16 protein-coding genes and 1 riboswitch are annotated in these 15,890 nt (G+C 55.0%); of the genes, 8 read left to right on the top strand and 8 right to left on the bottom strand.

Features of this window, described 5'->3' with window-relative positions:
* Nucleotides 1–65: 65 nt before the first annotated feature.
* From MHH78_RS00340 to MHH78_RS00310, 7 genes are all read right to left on the bottom strand, one after another.
* Entirely contained in the window at nucleotides 66–827 is a 762-nt protein-coding gene (locus MHH78_RS00340; RefSeq protein WP_209877388.1) for an ABC transporter permease, read from the bottom strand.
* Nucleotides 824–1,117, bottom strand: a complete 294-nt coding sequence (locus MHH78_RS00335; RefSeq protein ID WP_209994420.1) for a thiamine-binding protein — start codon at nucleotides 1,115–1,117, stop codon at nucleotides 824–826. Before MHH78_RS00335 ends, MHH78_RS00340 begins: the two co-directional genes overlap by 4 nt.
* A gap of 52 nt (nucleotides 1,118–1,169) precedes the next feature.
* On the bottom strand, nucleotides 1,170–2,240 hold the full coding sequence (locus MHH78_RS00330) for an ABC transporter substrate-binding protein (RefSeq protein WP_341166276.1): 1,071 nt from the start codon (nucleotides 2,238–2,240) through the stop codon (nucleotides 1,170–1,172).
* Nucleotides 2,241–2,388: 148 nt separating this feature from the next.
* Nucleotides 2,389–2,499, bottom strand: a riboswitch (TPP riboswitch).
* A gap of 72 nt (nucleotides 2,500–2,571) precedes the next feature.
* Complete coding sequence (locus MHH78_RS00325) at nucleotides 2,572–3,963, bottom strand: hypothetical protein (RefSeq protein ID WP_341166275.1); 1,392 nt, start codon at nucleotides 3,961–3,963, stop codon at nucleotides 2,572–2,574.
* Nucleotides 3,938–4,549, bottom strand: coding sequence for a sigma-70 family RNA polymerase sigma factor (locus tag MHH78_RS00320; protein ID WP_341166274.1), 612 nt, complete (start codon nucleotides 4,547–4,549; stop codon nucleotides 3,938–3,940). The genes MHH78_RS00325 and MHH78_RS00320 overlap by 26 nt, the downstream gene beginning before the upstream one ends.
* 184 nt (nucleotides 4,550–4,733) lie before the next feature.
* Nucleotides 4,734–6,185 (bottom strand): hypothetical protein, encoded by a 1,452-nt coding sequence (locus MHH78_RS00315; protein WP_341166273.1) that lies wholly within the window; start codon nucleotides 6,183–6,185, stop codon nucleotides 4,734–4,736.
* A gap of 47 nt (nucleotides 6,186–6,232) precedes the next feature.
* The gene (locus MHH78_RS00310; RefSeq protein WP_340978330.1) at nucleotides 6,233–7,417 is read right to left on the bottom strand and encodes an MFS transporter; all 1,185 of its coding nucleotides are present in this window, start codon (nucleotides 7,415–7,417) and stop codon (nucleotides 6,233–6,235) included.
* Between the two features lie 159 nt (nucleotides 7,418–7,576).
* Here MHH78_RS00310 and MHH78_RS00305 point away from each other — a divergent pair, with 159 nt between their 5' ends.
* The 8 genes from MHH78_RS00305 to MHH78_RS00270 all read left to right on the top strand — a co-directional run bounded on the left by MHH78_RS00305 (nucleotide 7,577) and on the right by MHH78_RS00270 (nucleotide 14,530).
* Nucleotides 7,577–7,996 (top strand): pyridoxamine 5'-phosphate oxidase family protein, encoded by a 420-nt coding sequence (locus MHH78_RS00305; protein WP_339221824.1) that lies wholly within the window; start codon nucleotides 7,577–7,579, stop codon nucleotides 7,994–7,996.
* 208 nt (nucleotides 7,997–8,204) lie between these two features.
* Nucleotides 8,205–9,239, top strand: a complete 1,035-nt coding sequence (locus tag MHH78_RS00300; RefSeq protein ID WP_340978331.1) for an EAL domain-containing protein — start codon at nucleotides 8,205–8,207, stop codon at nucleotides 9,237–9,239.
* 99 nt (nucleotides 9,240–9,338) lie between these two features.
* Nucleotides 9,339–10,013 carry a response regulator transcription factor gene (locus MHH78_RS00295; RefSeq protein WP_036732799.1) on the top strand — a complete coding sequence of 225 codons (675 nt, stop codon included), beginning with the start codon at nucleotides 9,339–9,341 and terminating at the stop codon, nucleotides 10,011–10,013.
* Nucleotides 10,014–10,033: 20 nt separating this feature from the next.
* The gene (locus tag MHH78_RS00290) at nucleotides 10,034–11,437 is read left to right on the top strand and encodes a sensor histidine kinase (protein WP_341166272.1); all 1,404 of its coding nucleotides are present in this window, start codon (nucleotides 10,034–10,036) and stop codon (nucleotides 11,435–11,437) included.
* A gap of 69 nt (nucleotides 11,438–11,506) precedes the next feature.
* The gene (locus MHH78_RS00285; protein ID WP_341166271.1) at nucleotides 11,507–12,418 is read left to right on the top strand and encodes an ABC transporter ATP-binding protein; all 912 of its coding nucleotides are present in this window, start codon (nucleotides 11,507–11,509) and stop codon (nucleotides 12,416–12,418) included.
* A complete protein-coding gene (locus MHH78_RS00280; RefSeq protein WP_341166270.1) occupies nucleotides 12,415–13,131 on the top strand; it encodes an ABC transporter permease in 717 nt (238 codons plus the stop codon). The genes MHH78_RS00285 and MHH78_RS00280 overlap by 4 nt, the downstream gene beginning before the upstream one ends.
* A 2-nt stretch (nucleotides 13,132–13,133) precedes the next feature.
* On the top strand, nucleotides 13,134–13,871 hold the full coding sequence (locus MHH78_RS00275; protein WP_341166269.1) for an ABC transporter permease: 738 nt from the start codon (nucleotides 13,134–13,136) through the stop codon (nucleotides 13,869–13,871).
* A gap of 293 nt (nucleotides 13,872–14,164) precedes the next feature.
* Nucleotides 14,165–14,530, top strand: a complete 366-nt coding sequence (locus MHH78_RS00270; protein ID WP_036732785.1) for an ArsR/SmtB family transcription factor — start codon at nucleotides 14,165–14,167, stop codon at nucleotides 14,528–14,530.
* Nucleotides 14,531–14,867: 337 nt separating this feature from the next.
* Here the strand turns inward: MHH78_RS00270 and MHH78_RS00265 are convergent, their stop codons facing one another.
* Nucleotides 14,868–15,824, bottom strand: coding sequence for a cation diffusion facilitator family transporter (locus MHH78_RS00265; protein WP_341166268.1), 957 nt, complete (start codon nucleotides 15,822–15,824; stop codon nucleotides 14,868–14,870).
* Between the last annotated feature and the right edge of the window lie 66 nt (nucleotides 15,825–15,890).

Here is a 15,890-nt window from a genome sequence, read left to right as displayed (position 1 = left end):
CACTTCGCGTAACCTCCTTCAGTTGATTATAAGTACTTCCGTGTTGGGATATCCTTCCTTGGGCATTAAGCTTCCTTGCGCGGCTTCCAGCGCACCAGCCATCTCTCCAGCAGGGCAATGAGCGCGAATAATACGAGACTCAGCAGCACGATAATAGCGATGGCCACGAACATCCGGTCCGCACGGTAAGAGGACTTCTGCAGCAGCATATAGTAGCCGATCCCTTTGTCGGCGCCGATCCATTCGGCCACCACTGCGCCCATCACCGCATAAGTGGCGGAGATTTTGAGCCCGGAGAACAGGGAGGGCAGCGAGCCGGGAAGCTCCAGCTTGGTGAAGATCTGCCACTTGCCTGCACCGGCCATCTTCATATAATTCAGCATTACCCGGTCGCTTTGCGTCAGCCCGCCCATGGTCGCAACAGCCACAGGGAAGAAGCAGACGAGGGTGATCAGGATGATTTTGGGCAGCAGGCCGAACCCGAACCAGATAATCAGCAGCGGGGCAAGCGCAATGGAGGGCACATTCTGGCTGAGGATCAGCAGCGGATAGAGCGCTCGCTTGACCCAGGGCAGCAGATGCAGCAGCAAGGCGGTGAGCAGGCCGATGCCTGTGCCGACCGGGAAGCCGATCAGGGTCAGCCGCAGCGTGGCGGCGGTGTGCTCCCAAATCCCGGAGGCGTTGTTCTTCGTCTCACGCGCGATATCCGCGGGGCTGGGCAGCTGGTAAGCCGGGATGTCGAACAGCATGACTGATAGCTGCCATATCCCGACAAAAAAGAGGACCGCCACAAAGGGCGGCCACACTAGCTTCCAGGTGCTTCTCACGGCCGGTATTTCTCCGTCAGCTTATCCATGCTGATGCCGCCCGGATTATGGGCGATCTTGATTTGTGAGATGACACTAGGACTGCCGGAAGCGATCAGCGCCTCATGCATATCACGCACAATATCCAGCAGCTCGGACAGCTCGCCTTCCATCGTGGTCTCCAGTGGATTCACCTGATGCTTCACGCCTGACTTTTGAATGACCTCTATAGCCTTGTCCACGTAAGGGATGGAATCCTCGTTGTTCGGTGTCTTGGGAATTACCTGAATGCTGAGCAGTGTGTTAGCCATGATGAATCCTTCCTCTCCAAGTTAAGTATAAGATTCCCGCCATGCGGGTTCATTATGATTCCGGCAAAAATTCATTCGTAAACGTACTCTCCGCATCCAGCGGCTTATCCAGCAGCTTCAGGCCGTACATCCAGTCGGCGTAATTCTTCCAGATCTCAAGCTTCTGCTCACCCCAGCGCGGGGCGTCGTCCTTGTATTTCGGGCTAAGCCATTTCTGGCTGGCCAGCACCAGCTTGGGGTCCAGATCAGGTACAGCATCGGACAAGACCGTCGCGGCTTCTTCCGGGTGGTCGATGGCGTACTGATAGCCTTTTGACGTAGCCTTAAGGAAGGCCTTCACCACTTCAGGATGCTCGGCGATCTCCTTCTCGCTGGTGGTCAGCACCGGTGTGTAGTAATCAAGCTGCGGCGCATAATCCTTAAGATACAGCATATCCAGCGGCTCCCCGCGCAGCTCGGCTTCCACCCCGGTCCAGGCATAGAAGATCCAGGCGAAGTCAATATCCCGCTTCACGGCTGTGAAAAAGTCCGCTTCGCCGATATTCACCAGCTTCACCTTGGAGACATCCCCGCCTTCGGGGTCCATAATGGCTTTCATGGCAGCCTGCTCCGCAGGGGAGCCCCAGCCTCCGTACGTTTTGCCTTCAAAATCCTTCGGCGTCTTAATATTGCGGTCCTTCGGAGCCGCGAAGCCCGAGGTATTATGCTGAATGATTGCAGCAATCGATACCAGCGGCACATCCTGCAGACGGGCCAGGGTCAGCGCCTCCTGGGCACTGATGCCGAACTGGGCTTCGCCGGAAGTGACCATTGTATCCGACCCGGCAGCGCCAGGCTGTACAATCTGGACGTCAAGACCTTCCTCCGCGTAATAGCCCAGCTCTTTGGCTGCATACAGGCCGGTATGATTCGTGTTCGGCGTCCAGTCCAGGGCAATCTTGACCGGCGTCAGCGTCTTGGCATCCGTGGGTGCGGCTGCGGTTGCATCAGGTGCAGCCGTGCTGTTACCGGCAGCAGGTGCGCTGGCCCCCGCATTGCCGCTGTTGTTCCCGCCGCCACATCCCGCGACCGCGAGAACCAGCATGGAGCTGATCAGCAGCATTCCTGTTTTTTTGACTCCCATTTCTCTTTTTCTCTCCTTCCAGCAACCCCTGGTCTTCAGAGCTTACAGAAACCCTATTCCTGTACATACTTAGAATCAAAAAAGCGTCCCGAAGATCGGGACGCCAGTGACTTGCGTGAGGGGATTCAGCTTCAGTACCGCTCAAGGCACTGTGTTGAATGAAGATTCCTACGCTGGCATTATCCAGATCAGGTGTAAGGGTCAGTATCTTGTGGGATACAATCTCAGCCGGCCAATTCCAGCACCCCTGGTTCTATAAAGTTCACGGGTATTGCTATGTTCTTACGGTGTATTATAGACGGCAGCTTCGACATTGTCCACCCTCCATATCCTAATCCCCCAGTTTGAGCGGCAGAGTCCAGGGACCTTTCAATACAAACACGGGCCTGGACAATTTAATACGCAGCATGTCCGCGTCAGGCTTTGCATTCAGATGAAGAGCCTTCATGAAAGGCGGAGTTCCTTCACTCTCCTTATAGCTAAAGAAATAAGGTTCCTTAGAGCCAGCATAGCTAATAGTGAAATGGGTAAGCGACTTTACCATCGCCGGGTCAAATTTCAAGTCCACGTCTACAGTGACCTGGGTCTCACTGCTTCGCGTGATACGGGTGAAATCTACCGGACAGCCGGCGATCTCAGCAGTAATCTCCAGTGTTCTGCTCTCTCCAACAGTGGGCAGCGGCAGGGTAAGTTCCTGGGAGGCGGCTTTCTGATCGGATACCTGCATGTAGGGAATAACCACCGTATAAGCGTCCTCCCCGGCCTCCTTCTGTTCACGGAACAAGAGCTCGGAAGGGTAGCCTATAGAGAATTTAGAATACTCAATAGGGACATCCGCTCCTGCTGCATCCTTGACAGATGTGCCGCTCCAGAAGCTTAGCGGCTCCAGTCTATAAGAAGACGCAGCGGATGCCGTCCGCATGAGCGCCGAAACCAACTCAACACGGACAAACCTGTCATCCAGACGTACCGGAAAAGCTGAAATCCGCACATCCTGCTGAATATCGCTGACCCCGAGCTGCTGCAGGTCATCGGCGGTCTCCGGCGACCCAAGGACCAGCGGGCCGAGGACCATGCCATTGATATACAAGGTAACCGCTCCTTCAGCCTGTAAAGTGAAATCAGGGGGAAGAAGAGCGCTATAACTTGCATCCCAGTCTCCGGAGAAAGTGCGCGAATTGAACGTGAAGGTGTAGCGGCTTCCTCCGATATCTGCTTGAAATTCATTAATAATGGGAATATTTTGCCCCCGCAGATTAATGGTTGCTCGGTTCTCTTGCACAAGTATAGCATTGACGGTCAGCTCACCCTTGCCTACAGCAGCGGTGAAGGGCTTCTTCAGCACATATAGCGGACTGTTCGGGCTATTCTCCAGCACGGTGTGGAGGCCGGGCAAGAAGCTGAAGACTTGCTTTAGACCTGCCTGGACGCTGGGCGAAGTGACCACCAGTCCTGCTGCAATAAGGAGGGCTGCAGCAACTCTGGTAAATGCCTGCCTGCGGCTCTTGCGGACGGGAGGCAGACGCTGCTCTGCGGGAGTGGTCTCAATCAGGGATAAGGTGCGCATTCTGATCCGCTGCAAGGCTTCAAGCTCCTCTTCCGATGGAGCAGCTAAACGCGGCTCAGCGGACACTGTGTTCAAGGCAAGCTCAGCTTCACTGAACTCCAGCGCATCGAGTTGATCGAATAGCTCACTTTCATCGGTGTTCAACTCTTTCTTCATGGCCTAAGTCCCCCTCTCCTTCTTGATCTGTCTGCTGCATAGCTTGCTTCAGGATGATCCGGCACCGGTACAGCCGGTTCTCCACAGCTTTTTTACTTAAACCAAAAGCCGCAGCCAGTTCATCCAGACTCTCATACAGATAATACCGGCGCAGAAGCAGGCTGCGGTCCGGTTCATGCAGCTGCCCGATATGGCGGAGCAATTCCCCCGCTGACTCGCGCTGAAGAATCTCCTGTTCGGTGTTATTTCCACTCTGTATATCCAGCGCTGTTTCCTCAATCCTCCCGCCGAGTTCAGACTGCAATTTGCGTCTTAGATCCAGTGCCTTATATTTGGCGAGCAAGAATATCCATGTGCGGAACGAGGCGCGTACCGGGTCATAACGTTCAATGTTGTTCCAGGCAGCCAGAAACACATCGCTGACACATTCTTCAGCATCCTCTGCCCGCCCGCAGCCGCCCAGAATGCGTTTGACCAGCCTAAGCACATCCGTTCCGTAGTAATCCATAACATCGGCAAGTGCCTGCTTATCTCCTCTGCTGAACCTGCCGGGCCAGGAGAGGCTGTCATAGTCTTTAGGTGTCATATGAACCTCCGGTAGTTCTTTCCATCCTTCAGGTGGAAGCATAGTGCTGATTATGTCTAACTACTGGTTACTACGCTGGATGACAGACGAATCACTCACAAGATCTCTGAATGAGTACCAAAAAAAGCGATACTCCCCTGGCGGAAGCATCGCTGTTATTTTGCTTATCCTATTCGGATGTGTCTTAATCCCTCGTATAATGCCGCTTCTTGCGGCGGCTGCGGATGCCGTTCCAGATCTCTCTCAGCGTTAAGCCGACACTGACGGTGATCCCCGAGAAGGTCAGGAACAGAGCCAGATACTCGAACGCGGAGTACTCCAGCATTTTGCTCCAGTCGATCTGGCCCTTCAGATCCTCGATGACCTGATTCATCCCGTATATCCCGCTGATGACCGTGAATACCGTGAGCACCATCAGGAGCGTATCCCGCCGTTTGGCCTGGAATTTGTCCTGGTACTGGAACAGGTCATTCAGGGTCATTTTCACCTCATCGAACAGGGCATCATTGCCATACACCTTACGCAGCTGAAAAAAAATCTCCCGCCCCTGCGACTGCGAAATCAGCTCCAGGAAGTAGAATTTGGCCGAGAATTTGTTGATCAGGAAGATCAGATTCTCGATCTCGTCGTTGTCGTGGTTGATGCGCAGCCGGGAGTGGAGGTTGGCGAGCTTCAGCAGCACGATTTTATGAAAAATACTCAGCAGCATTCCGTAATAATATTCGCCGTACATCTGGCTGATCAGGTTGGCGGCAATCTCCGGCTCAGCCCGGCTCACGCAGCAGAAGGTCTGCTCATTGGTCATATAGTAGGTGTCCGGCCCCCAGCGGCTATAGCAATGCTCCCGGGTGTACTGCTTGATATAGTCTGGATCACTTGCACTCATGTAGGGGCTGCCGTCGATGGTCAGACCATCCACCTGAGAGGCACGGTAGAGCATTTCGACACTGATCTCTTCCTCATCCTCAGGGAGATTAACGCCGTAGAAGGCCTGCACCAGCATCCGTTCATCGACGAAGAAGGGCAGGGTCTCGAAATAATTGCCATTCGTCTCCGCAGGATCGAGATACGGCTCCAGCCCGGCTGCCAGATGCCTGAACACGAAGTCCTCCACCCGGGCAAAAGACTTCTTATGACAATGGATGAAGGTATGCTCATCCTGAACACTCACATCCTCCAGGTTGCGGAACCGGTCGGCGAATTCCAGCACCATGCTGAAGGGGAGATTCTCCTCCTCAATAGCCACTCTTACCGTCAGGAAGCCCAGCTCGAACGGGCAGAGGAACACATCGGTTGACAGCACGCGGAAGGGAACCGTCCGGAAGGGCATTTTCAGCCCGCACAGCAGATCGTTCACCCGGGAAAAGCGGCGGAAGGAATCCCTGTCCTTCTCACGCGGAAACAAGACATGAGCGGCAAACGGAAGATAGCTGCGCTCCATTGTCTCATGGGATACACAGTGATTCTCTCCGTAATAGGCCTGCTCCAGTTCTTTGTTCTCCAGAAAAAAACGCGTAAATCCATCCTCCTGAAGACTCTCAATCAGCTCTTGATCGACTTCCGCCTTCATCGAAAAGGGGAAAATGAATTGCAGCAAGGCGGTATGCAGAGTGGGCTCGGAATGCGGTATAGCCATGGGTGGGTTCCATCCTTATTCGCAGAATACGGACCTTGTAGCTTCAATTACCCAATTCTCCAGGCGGTTACGCTCAGCACGAATAACAGCGCGGCAAAAGCGGCCAAAAGTCCTGAGGTCTGGGCGATCTGCAGATGATCCATGGACCAGCCGGTCAGCAGCGGCAGCACTGCGCCGCCAATTCCGCCGGAGGCGATCATAATGCTGGGCGTGGATTCTTCCGCGCCGGGCAGCAGCTTGCTGGAGAAGACCAGCGCGATCGAGAAGATGCCGGACATGAACAGGCCAAGCAGCAGGATGATCGCAAAGGCGGCAAGCCGGTGACCGGCGAACGGGAAAATAACGAGCAGCAGCAAAGCGGCAAAGCAGCTGACGAGCACATAGATGCGGTAGGAAATCTTCTCGGCGATGACACCGGCGAACAGTCTGCCCGCCGACATGGCCAGCCAGAAGAAGGTCACCGTGAGTGCAGCCGCGGCCTCGCTCATGCCCAGCTTCGCAATGAAGATCGCCGGCATGAAATTCACCAGGCTCATCTCAGTGCCTACATAGAGAAAGAAGAACAGAATGAACAAGCCCAGCACGACCCATTGCTTGCCCTTGTAGGGCAAGGACAACCGTCTGGTGGTTCCCGCTTCCGCTGCCGCAGCGCGGTCAGGGCGGGCAGGCCGCTCATTCAGCGCGCTGTCCAGCGGGCCGAATCTGCTCTTCGCCCAGAAGAGCAGCGAGAGGAGGGAGAAGGCGGCAACGATCAGGAAGGCCAGCCTCCACTGCCCTGCGGCAATCAGCGGACTGGCCGCCAGCGGCATGAGCAGCGCCCCGACACCGAACAGCACCTCCAGCCGGCTCATGGCAACCGCCGTTCCTTCGGTGACTGCGGCTATAATAATCGTGCCGATGACGGCTTCGATCATCCCGAAGCCGAACCCTGCGGCTACGGCAATTACGTACATCCAGCCCCAGGGCGGGAGGAAGGCGTAGGTAATCTCGGCGCTGAACAGCAGGCCGGTGGCAATCAGAATGCCGCCGCGCTTGCCGAACCGCCGGTTCAGCAGCGGCGAGACCAGTACGCCGGCCAGGAAGCCCGCGAACTGGCTGAAGATCAGCTCGCCCCCTGCACTGTAGCTGCGGTCATAATGCTGGAGCAGCACTGGAAGAATGGAGCCCAGGACGACATGGGCGAGGCCGATTACGAAATAGGAGAGACAGCCGATCCAGATTAGTTTTTTCAAGAATAAGACTCCTTATGAATCAATTTATGAACAGATGGCGGGATTCAGAATGAACGGGAAGGGTACACTATATTAGGCACAGGTTAATCATAAATCCAAACCGTGGACGTGAATATATAAACTTATATTCACATGAATTTGAAGGGAGCTGTGACGTCAATGGATAACAAAGAGCTGGAGAAAACAATCATACAGGTGCTGGACGATAACAGGTTCGGTTCCTTCGGCACGATTGAGGCCGGTAACAAGCCTAAGGTGCGTTACATGGCGATATTTCATGACGGACTGTCCATCTATCTGGCAACTAACCGCAAGACTCATAAGGTAGAAGAGCTTCAGGATAATCCGAATGCTAGTCTCTTGCTTGGCTATGAACAGGGCGGCGGTAAGGATGTACTGGAGATTGAAGCTACAGTTGCTGTGACGAAGGATGATAGCTTGCGCTCTAAGGTATGGAATGAATCCCTGGAGAAATGGTTCAAGGGACCGGATGATCCCGATTATGTCATTCTTGAGCTGTCCCCTTCGCGGATTGAATATATGGGCAAGAACGGTGAGCACGGGGTATGGCAGTCTTAAGCGGTTGTCTCCGGTAAAAGGATGGCAGTGGCCGGTAACGGATAAGTTCCGCCTAAGCCTAAGTACTATATAGTCCGGCAATCCGGGCCTCTTAGGAACCTTCATGGTTCATAGGGGGCCCTTTCTGCTGCTGCTTTTCGGATTGTGCCGGAGGAATCATGATATAATGACCTCAGGTTATCGACATCATGAGGCGGAGGGGATTGCCATGAACTGTGTTGATTGTGCTGACATCGACCCGATTGAGGATCAAGGGGAGCTGAAGCTCCGCCCCTGCTCTGATCCGCTGGCTGCTGCCATCCGGAATGCCGGTTATGAAGTATTTCAGACAAGCAAGACCTGTATCATTCCATATCATAGTAAGGAAGAGCTGTTGAAGCTTATAGAAATGCTTGTGGCGGCTAAGGACATAGCGGACTCCTTATCCGTATGCGTTAAGAGCAAAGGTGCTCCTGCGGCTCCGGACCGGTGGCTGACCTTCGATCAGCTGAAGGTCCGCTTCGCTAACGAGAATCTGGTGTCCATCATTATGAGCCATGATTTTTGCAGCCACATGCAGCCGATTGTGAATTTCAGCGAGGAGATTGTCGGCTTTGAATTTCTGCTGCGCCCGCTGCCCCAGGGCAGTTATTTTCAGCCCTATGAGCTGTTTGAGATTGCCCGGCGGACAGGATTTCATTCCTTCCTTGACCGGGCCGCCCGGATCTCGGCGATCGAGACCGGCAGTAAGCTGCTGCCTAAGGGCATCAAGCGGTTCATTAACTTCCTGCCCTCTTCTATTTATAATCCCAAGTATTGTCTGACCCATACCTTCGAGGCGATCCGGAGGCTGGACCAGGACCCGGAGGATTATGTATTTGAAGTTGTGGAGACCGAGCAGATCAGCGATATTGCCCATCTGCGCGCCATCTTCGCTGAATACCGCCAGCAGGGGATGCGCGTTGCGCTGGATGATGTCGGCGCGGGCTACTCCACGCTAGAGCTGATGTCCCTCCTTCAGCCGGATTATGTCAAGGTTGACCGTAGTCTGATCAGCTTCTGTGACCGGGATGAGGGGAAGCAGCGGATGCTTAGGGAGATTATCTCCAGGGCCGGAGAATTCGGTGCAAGCCTGCTGGCCGAAGGCATTGAACGCCGTGAGGAATTCCTGATCTGCCGTGATCTCGGTATGGACTTGGGACAAGGCTATCTGTTCGGGCTGCCGGAGGATAAGCCGCCGGGAAGGTTCGGAATTACGGCCTGAACAGCAAGTATGATTCTCCCCGGATACCGGCAGACCTCAAGACTGCCGGTATCCGGGGATTTGTTTTGCCAGTTGAAGAAAGAAAGGACGGAGAACAACGTGAGTGTAACCCTATTGTACGTAGAAGATGACCGGGAGATCGGCAGTGTCGTAGCTGCAGATCTGCGGGAACGGGAATATGCTGTGCGCTGGCTGGAGAGCGGAGACGGGGCGCTTGAAGCTGCAGAGGGCTGCCAGCTTGCGATTCTGGATGTGATGCTGCCGGGGCTGGACGGCTTCACCGTCGGCCAGCGGCTGAAGCGGGCTTATCCGGAGCTGCCAGTTCTGATGCTCTCGGCGCGCACCTCCATTGACGATAAGCTTCAGGGGCTGGACTTCGCGGATGATTATCTGACCAAGCCGTTTCATCCCGATGAGCTGGCGGCGAGAATCGAGGTTCTGCTGAGAAGAAGCGGCGCTGCCGCGCCCGCTCAGTTGACCCTTAAGCATCTGGTTGTCATACCGGGGAGCAGTGTGGTCACTGAAGCTGCGACCGGACGGGAAATTATGCTTACCGGTAAGCAGTTTCAGATCTTCTCTTATCTGCTGCGGCATCTGGGCCAGATTCTGACCAAGGAGCAGATCTATGAGGCGGTCTGGGGGGAGAGCTATATCGAAGGCGACAAGACGCTGATGGTACATATCCGTTATCTGCGCGAGAAGCTGGAGCTTGATCCGGCCGCGCCGGAGATTATTGAGACGGTCCGGGGGATCGGCTACCGGGTGAGAGGGTGAAAGGGGCAGGGAGTTTCCAGTTGCTGCACCGTTCGCTGCTTTTTCGTTATCTGCTGATTATTGTAGCTGCACTGCTGTTCGTGCCGGTTGTTATTCCGCTGACGATTGCCGTATACAGCATCTTCGCGGGGGCTACTCATACAAGTCCACCCAAGGAGTATGAACAGTATTCCAGTATAGATAAGCTGGAGATTCTGTGGCATGAGGAAGCGCGCAAGCTTCTTGGTGAACCCCCGGCGGATATTACCAAGCGGCTGTCGGCCTTAAGCGAAGCCTATCCGCTGTCGAGAATATTCTGGGTCGATCCTGCGGGCACAACACAGCTGGTGACAGAGCCTTCAGGACCGCCGCTGCTCTTGACGGGAGAGGCTCCGGCTGTTCCCTCCCAGTGGAGCGCAGCTGAAGCGGTATCCTTCATGAAGGACAGTGCGGCGCTGAAGCCGCTGGCGATTGTCGCTTTTATAGGAGACCGGGCAGAGGCCGCAGAGGGCTTCATGGTCATGCAGATTCCTGAGGATATTACGGAAAGCAAATATGCGGCAGGACTGGATAAATGGTATACGATTGCCATGCTGGTGTTCTTCCTGCTGTTCATCACCAGCTCCTGGTTCTTCTTCATCATGATCCGCAGAAGACTGCTGCGGCTGCAGACCGCTATGGTGTTCACCGGGCAGGAGGGCTTGCCGCAGATTGTTCCGCCGGGGAAGCCGGATGAGATCGGGCGTCTGGAGGAAGCATTCAATACCATGGTGACAGAGCTTAAGGCAGGCCGTGCCAGAGAGGCGGAAGAAGAGGCGCTGCGCAAGCGGCTGGTGGCCGATCTGTCGCATGATCTGCGGACTCCGCTGACCGTCATTCGCAGCCACCTCCATGTACTGGGCAAGGAGCCGTTGTCACCGCACGGCCAGTCCTCCCTTGAGCTGATGGATCAGCGGATTGAGAGCCTTGGCATCCTAATTGAGAACCTGCTGTCCTACAATCTGCTGAACAGCGGACGCATTGCGCTGCACCCGGAACGCCGGGATGTGCTGAGACTGGTGCGGGAGAGCGCCGCCGCCTGGTATCCGGTGTGGGAGAAGGAGGGGTACCAGATCGAGATTGATCTGGAGGGAGCGCCGCTGTACTGGGAGATCGATGACAGCTGGTTCCGCAGAGTGCTGGATAATCTGTTCCAGAACATTCTGCGTCATGCGCGCAGCGGATTATATGTTGGAATACTTACGGAGATCCGTGAGGGCAACCGGGTGATTATCATCTCCGATCACGGCGGCGGCCTTGCGCAAAGCACGGACTCCGCAGGAGCCGGCCTGGGCCTGTCGATTGTCGATCTGCTGCTGAAACGGATGGACCTGGAATGGAGCATGGAGAACACGGCGAAGGGGACCGAGGTTGTGATCTGGAAGCCGGGCGTTTCTACAATTTAAACTAAATTTAAACTTGCTGCTTCCGTGCTTTTAACCTTGGGGCGTTATGCTGTTACCGAGGTGAAGAGAATGAAGGATACAGTGATAGAGACAAGAAATCTGCTTAAGGAATACCGCGGCCGTGCGGCAGTGAAGAACCTGAATCTCAATATTACAAAAGGGGAAATATACGGCTTCCTCGGACCGAACGGTGCCGGCAAGACAACAACCATCCGCATGCTGCTCGGCCTGATCAAGCCGACCTCCGGCAGCATTGAAATCTTCGGCAAGGAGCTGCGTGCGAACCGGATGCAGATTCTGCGCAAGGTAGGCTCGCTGGTGGAATCGCCGTCCTACTACGGGCATCTGAGTGCATGGGACAACCTGGAGGCGATCCGCCGCATTCTGGGTGTGCCCAAGGTGCGTATTGCCGAGGTGCTGGAGATCGTATCGCTTACCGGGGAGGAGACGCGGCCAGTCAAGGGCTTCTCGCTGGGCATGAAGCAGCGGCTGGGGATTGCGGCAGCCCTGCTGGGCAGCCCGGAGCTGCTGATTCTCGATGAGCCGACCAACGGACTGGACCCGTCAGGCATACAGGAGATCCGCTCCCTGATTAAGCGGCTGCCTGGAGAGCAGGGCATTACGGTGCTGGTATCCAGCCATCTGCTGAGCGAGATTGAGCAAATGGCCGGTACGGTCGGCATTATCCGCGAGGGGCAGATGGTCTATCAGGATACCATTGCCCATCTCCAGCAGCAGGCGGCCGGCCATCTGCGTCTGGCTTTATCCGAGCCGGAGACTGCGCTGATGACGGCGGTGCGGCGCGGCTGCGGCGGCGAGCTGCAGGATGGTCGGCTGGTCCTGCCCCGGATGAGTGATGCGAGAGTATCGCTGCTGGTCAAAGAGCTGGTCGAGGAGGGTCACGCAATCTACAGGGTGGAGGAGCACAGGCAATCTCTGGAGGAATTCTTCCTGCAGGTGGTTGGGGGAGGGGAGCTATGATGTGGCGTGCGCTGTCGGCGGACTGGCTTAAGATCCGCGGCAAAGGCATTTGGTTCCTCGCCTTCCTCGGCCCGCTGGGTCTTATCGCCATGCAGGGGCTGAATTTCGGCCTCCGCTATGACTATCTTCGCGGGCAGTACCGGGAGGACCTGTGGGGTGGCCTGCTCAGTGAGATCATCCCCTTCGTACCGATTGCTCTCTATCTTGGAGGCACACTGATCTGCTCTCTGATTGCGAATGTCGAGCATCAGACCAGCGCCTGGAAGCAGCTTCTGGCGCTGCCTGTCTCCCGTACGGCTGTGTTCATGGCGAAGCTGCTGCTCTGCCTGCTGTTGCTTGTCGTGTCCTGCCTGCTGCTGTCGGCGGGAACCGTCATTCTCGGACTGCTGCTCGGATTCGGCGCTCAGCCGATACCGCTTGCAGATGTCCTGCGGATGGGCTTCGCCGCTTATGCTGCGGCCATGCCTGTCATTGCACTCCAGCTGTGGCTGTCTCTATCCAGCCGGAACCAGACCCTTCCGGTATCGGTGGGATTGACCTTGTCGCTGGTCAGCCCGTTCGGTGTGTACTTCACGGAATGGTTCCCGCTCTCCTGGCCGGTCTTAGCCTGGAGTGATCCGCGTCCTTGGCTGTTCAGCGGAGCCGGCCTGTTGCTTGGACTCCTGGTAATCCTGCCTGGAGCCATACATTTCGCGCGAAAGGATGTGGACTGAATATGCGGACTTTTCTGCGAATAATGTCTGCGGAGTGTATGAAGATAGCCGGATTCCGCACCTGGCTGTTAATTCTGCTCAGTCCGCTGATCTCCCTGCCGATAGGCGCGCTTTCGGACATGCAAGAGGATAGGGTGATAACCTGGCAGGTTCTGCTGAGCACAATGTCAGCGGTACATGCGCTGCTGTTTCTTCCGGTACTCTCTGGACTCTTCGCCGCTTTAATCTGCCGCAATGAGCATAGTGACGGCGGCTGGAAGCAGCTCCTGGCGCTTCCGGTTACACGGACCTCCGTCTATTTTGCCAAATATGCATTAATTGTAGCGCTGCTGGGTGCGGTTCAGCTGCTGTTTCTTGCAGGGGTTCTGGGAGTGGGATGGTATCGGGGTGCAGAAGGGGGAGTTCCCTGGGGGCTGCTGCTGAACAGCCTGTTCGGAGGCTGGTTTGCCTGCCTGCCGCTGGCTGCACTGCAACTGGCGATATCTCAAGGCTGGAGCAGCTTCGGCGCCCCGCTTGCGCTGAATGTCTGCTTCACCATTCCCAATATACTGATTGCCAACTCCTCCACCTACGGTCCTTATTATCCATGGGTACAGCCGGTGCTGGCCATGTCCCCCTTCGGCGAAGAACGGTTCGGCGCCTTCAACCTGCCGCTGGAGAGCCTGATGATTGTCGTGGCGGGGAGCCTGCTTCTGTTCCTGGGTGCTGGCTTGATAGCCTTTTGGCGTAAGGCGGTATAAGGTTAGCAGGTATCGGAATGCGGCTGGCGGGAAATGTTAAAACTAATCCTATGTTAGGGTTCACGAATTATTTACGTAGGTGATTATGGTAGGTTCGAAGCGAACCCGAACGAAACTGATCATACTAGCTGATCTCGCTGATGGATAGGCTATACATCGCCGCATGTTTAAGTGAATTCCCTCCCGTATTTTCTTCTCAATGGACATTGGACGCCATTTTTTCTATAATTAATCGTAGAAGATACTATTAAGCGCCGGTGACACCGGATGAGCATATGGAGGAGGGCGGGAGCATGGAACCAGCGGCACTTGAAGAATGCGACAACACCTGTAATGGTTCCGAACTGGAACCGGAATCTATGGCCTTGATTCTGCCGGACCGTGAGATCACAGATAAGATGGCAGAAATGTTCAAGGCACTGGGTGATCCGACAAGAGTTCGGCTGATCTACGCGTTATCCCAGCAGGAGCTATGTGTGCATGACTTGTCCTCCATACTGGATATGGGACAGTCGGCAGTCTCCCATCAGCTCCGCTATTTGCGCAATCTGCGGATTGTGAAGCGACGCAAGGAAGGCAAGACCGTATATTATTCGCTGAATGATGCGCATGTGGAGCAGATCTTCCTGCAGACCCATGAGCATATCCGGCATGAATAGATTGTTATGATAGCAAAGGGGCTGTCCCCAAGTCAGGTAACGGCTTGGGGCAGCCCCTTTTATATTATGATGTGCGATAAACCAAATATATATGGAAAACAGCATACAATCGGTCGTTGTGAGGGCAAGTGGTTCGAATATATATGGAAAACAGCATGCAATTGGTCGTTGTGAGGGCAAGTGGTTCGAATATATGTGGAAAACAGCATACAATTGGTCGTTGTGAGGGCAAGTGGCCGAATGTATGTGGAAAACAGCATACATTCAGCAGGCATACAGAATCGTTAGATTTTCCTCGGACTCTCTCATTCTCCCTTACCCGCTTACCACCTCTTCCTCAGACCGGAAGGTGACCGTGCTTCACAGCAGAATTCTCAATTTGCAGTGTGGAGTGCTCGATGCCGAAATTCTCTTCCACCATTTTAAGTGCCTGCTGCAGCACCTGCTCCGTATTTACCCCGTCCCTGATCAGCAGATGACCGCTGAGCGCATCCATGCCGGAGGTGATGGTCCAGATATGCAGGTCATGCACATCCTGAACTCCTTCAATTTGAAGTAGCGCCTTTTCGACCTCTTCGGCATTCACGCTAAGCGGAGTTCCTTCCATAAGGATATGGAAGGCCTGCTTGATGACGCCCCAGGCGCTGCGCAGGATGAGCAGGGCGACCAGCACACTGATGATAGGGTCTGCAACATACCAGGAGAACAGGTTCATAATCAGTCCAGCCGCCAGCGCGCCGACGGAGCCGAGAGCATCGCTGATTACATGCAGGTAAGCGCTGCGGATATTGATATTGTCTTTAGCCCCGCTTTTGCGCATCAGTGACCAGGCGCTGACGAGATTGGCCAGCAGTCCGACACTGGCAATCAGCATCATCGTTCCGCTGGCTACCGCCGGAGGGGCGGAGAAGCGCTGGAAAGCTTCATACATAATGAATCCGGAGATTACAAACAGGGTCACCCCGTTGAACAAAGCCGCCATAATCTCAAACCGGTGGAAGCCGTAGGAGTTCTTGGAGGATGCCGGTTTCACCGCGATAATCATGGCCACAAGGCTAAGGGCAAGGGAGGCGGTATCGCTGAGCATATGCCCCGAGTCGGACAAGAGAGCCAGGCTCCCGGTGAACAGGCCGCCGAAGAATTCAAGGAACATAATACCGCCGGTGATAATTAAGGCGATCAGCAGGCCTTTCTTATTATCCGGTGCGTGGGAATGCGCATGTGAATGGGAGTGGGAATGCGAATGCCCGCCAGCGTGCGAATGAGCATGTGAATCGGTTTTGGAATTGTTCATTAGGTAGGACTCCTTTTCAATTAACATATGAATGATTGCTCATATGTTAATATTATGGCCAGCTCA

The sequence above is a fragment of the Paenibacillus sp. FSL H3-0333 genome (assembly GCF_038002805.1).
Taxonomy (GTDB): Bacteria; Bacillota; Bacilli; order Paenibacillales; family Paenibacillaceae; genus Paenibacillus_AQ; species Paenibacillus_AQ silagei.
Note: the sequence above shows the minus strand (reverse complement) of the source record. Positions and strands in the feature narration are given on the sequence as shown.

Excerpts from the sequence above, each read along its gene's own strand:
- MHH78_RS00320 (WP_341166274.1), bottom strand. The coding sequence starts at position 4,549 with ATGACACCTAAAGACTATGACAGCCTCTCCTGGCCCGGCAGGTTCAGC.
- MHH78_RS00270 (WP_036732785.1), top strand. The coding sequence starts at position 14,165 with ATGGAACCAGCGGCACTTGAAGAATGCGACAACACCTGTAATGGTTCC.
- MHH78_RS00325 (WP_341166275.1), bottom strand. The coding sequence starts at position 3,963 with ATGAAGAAAGAGTTGAACACCGATGAAAGTGAGCTATTCGATCAACTC.
- MHH78_RS00280 (WP_341166270.1), top strand. The coding sequence starts at position 12,415 with ATGATGTGGCGTGCGCTGTCGGCGGACTGGCTTAAGATCCGCGGCAAA.
- MHH78_RS00335 (WP_209994420.1), bottom strand. The coding sequence starts at position 1,117 with ATGGCTAACACACTGCTCAGCATTCAGGTAATTCCCAAGACACCGAAC.
- MHH78_RS00285 (WP_341166271.1), top strand. The coding sequence starts at position 11,507 with ATGAAGGATACAGTGATAGAGACAAGAAATCTGCTTAAGGAATACCGC.
- MHH78_RS00330 (WP_341166276.1), bottom strand. The coding sequence starts at position 2,240 with ATGGGAGTCAAAAAAACAGGAATGCTGCTGATCAGCTCCATGCTGGTT.
- MHH78_RS00300 (WP_340978331.1), top strand. The coding sequence starts at position 8,205 with ATGAACTGTGTTGATTGTGCTGACATCGACCCGATTGAGGATCAAGGG.
- MHH78_RS00305 (WP_339221824.1), top strand. The coding sequence starts at position 7,577 with ATGGATAACAAAGAGCTGGAGAAAACAATCATACAGGTGCTGGACGAT.
- MHH78_RS00265 (WP_341166268.1), bottom strand. The coding sequence starts at position 15,824 with ATGAACAATTCCAAAACCGATTCACATGCTCATTCGCACGCTGGCGGG.
- MHH78_RS00315 (WP_341166273.1), bottom strand. The coding sequence starts at position 6,185 with ATGGCTATACCGCATTCCGAGCCCACTCTGCATACCGCCTTGCTGCAA.
- MHH78_RS00275 (WP_341166269.1), top strand. The coding sequence starts at position 13,134 with ATGCGGACTTTTCTGCGAATAATGTCTGCGGAGTGTATGAAGATAGCC.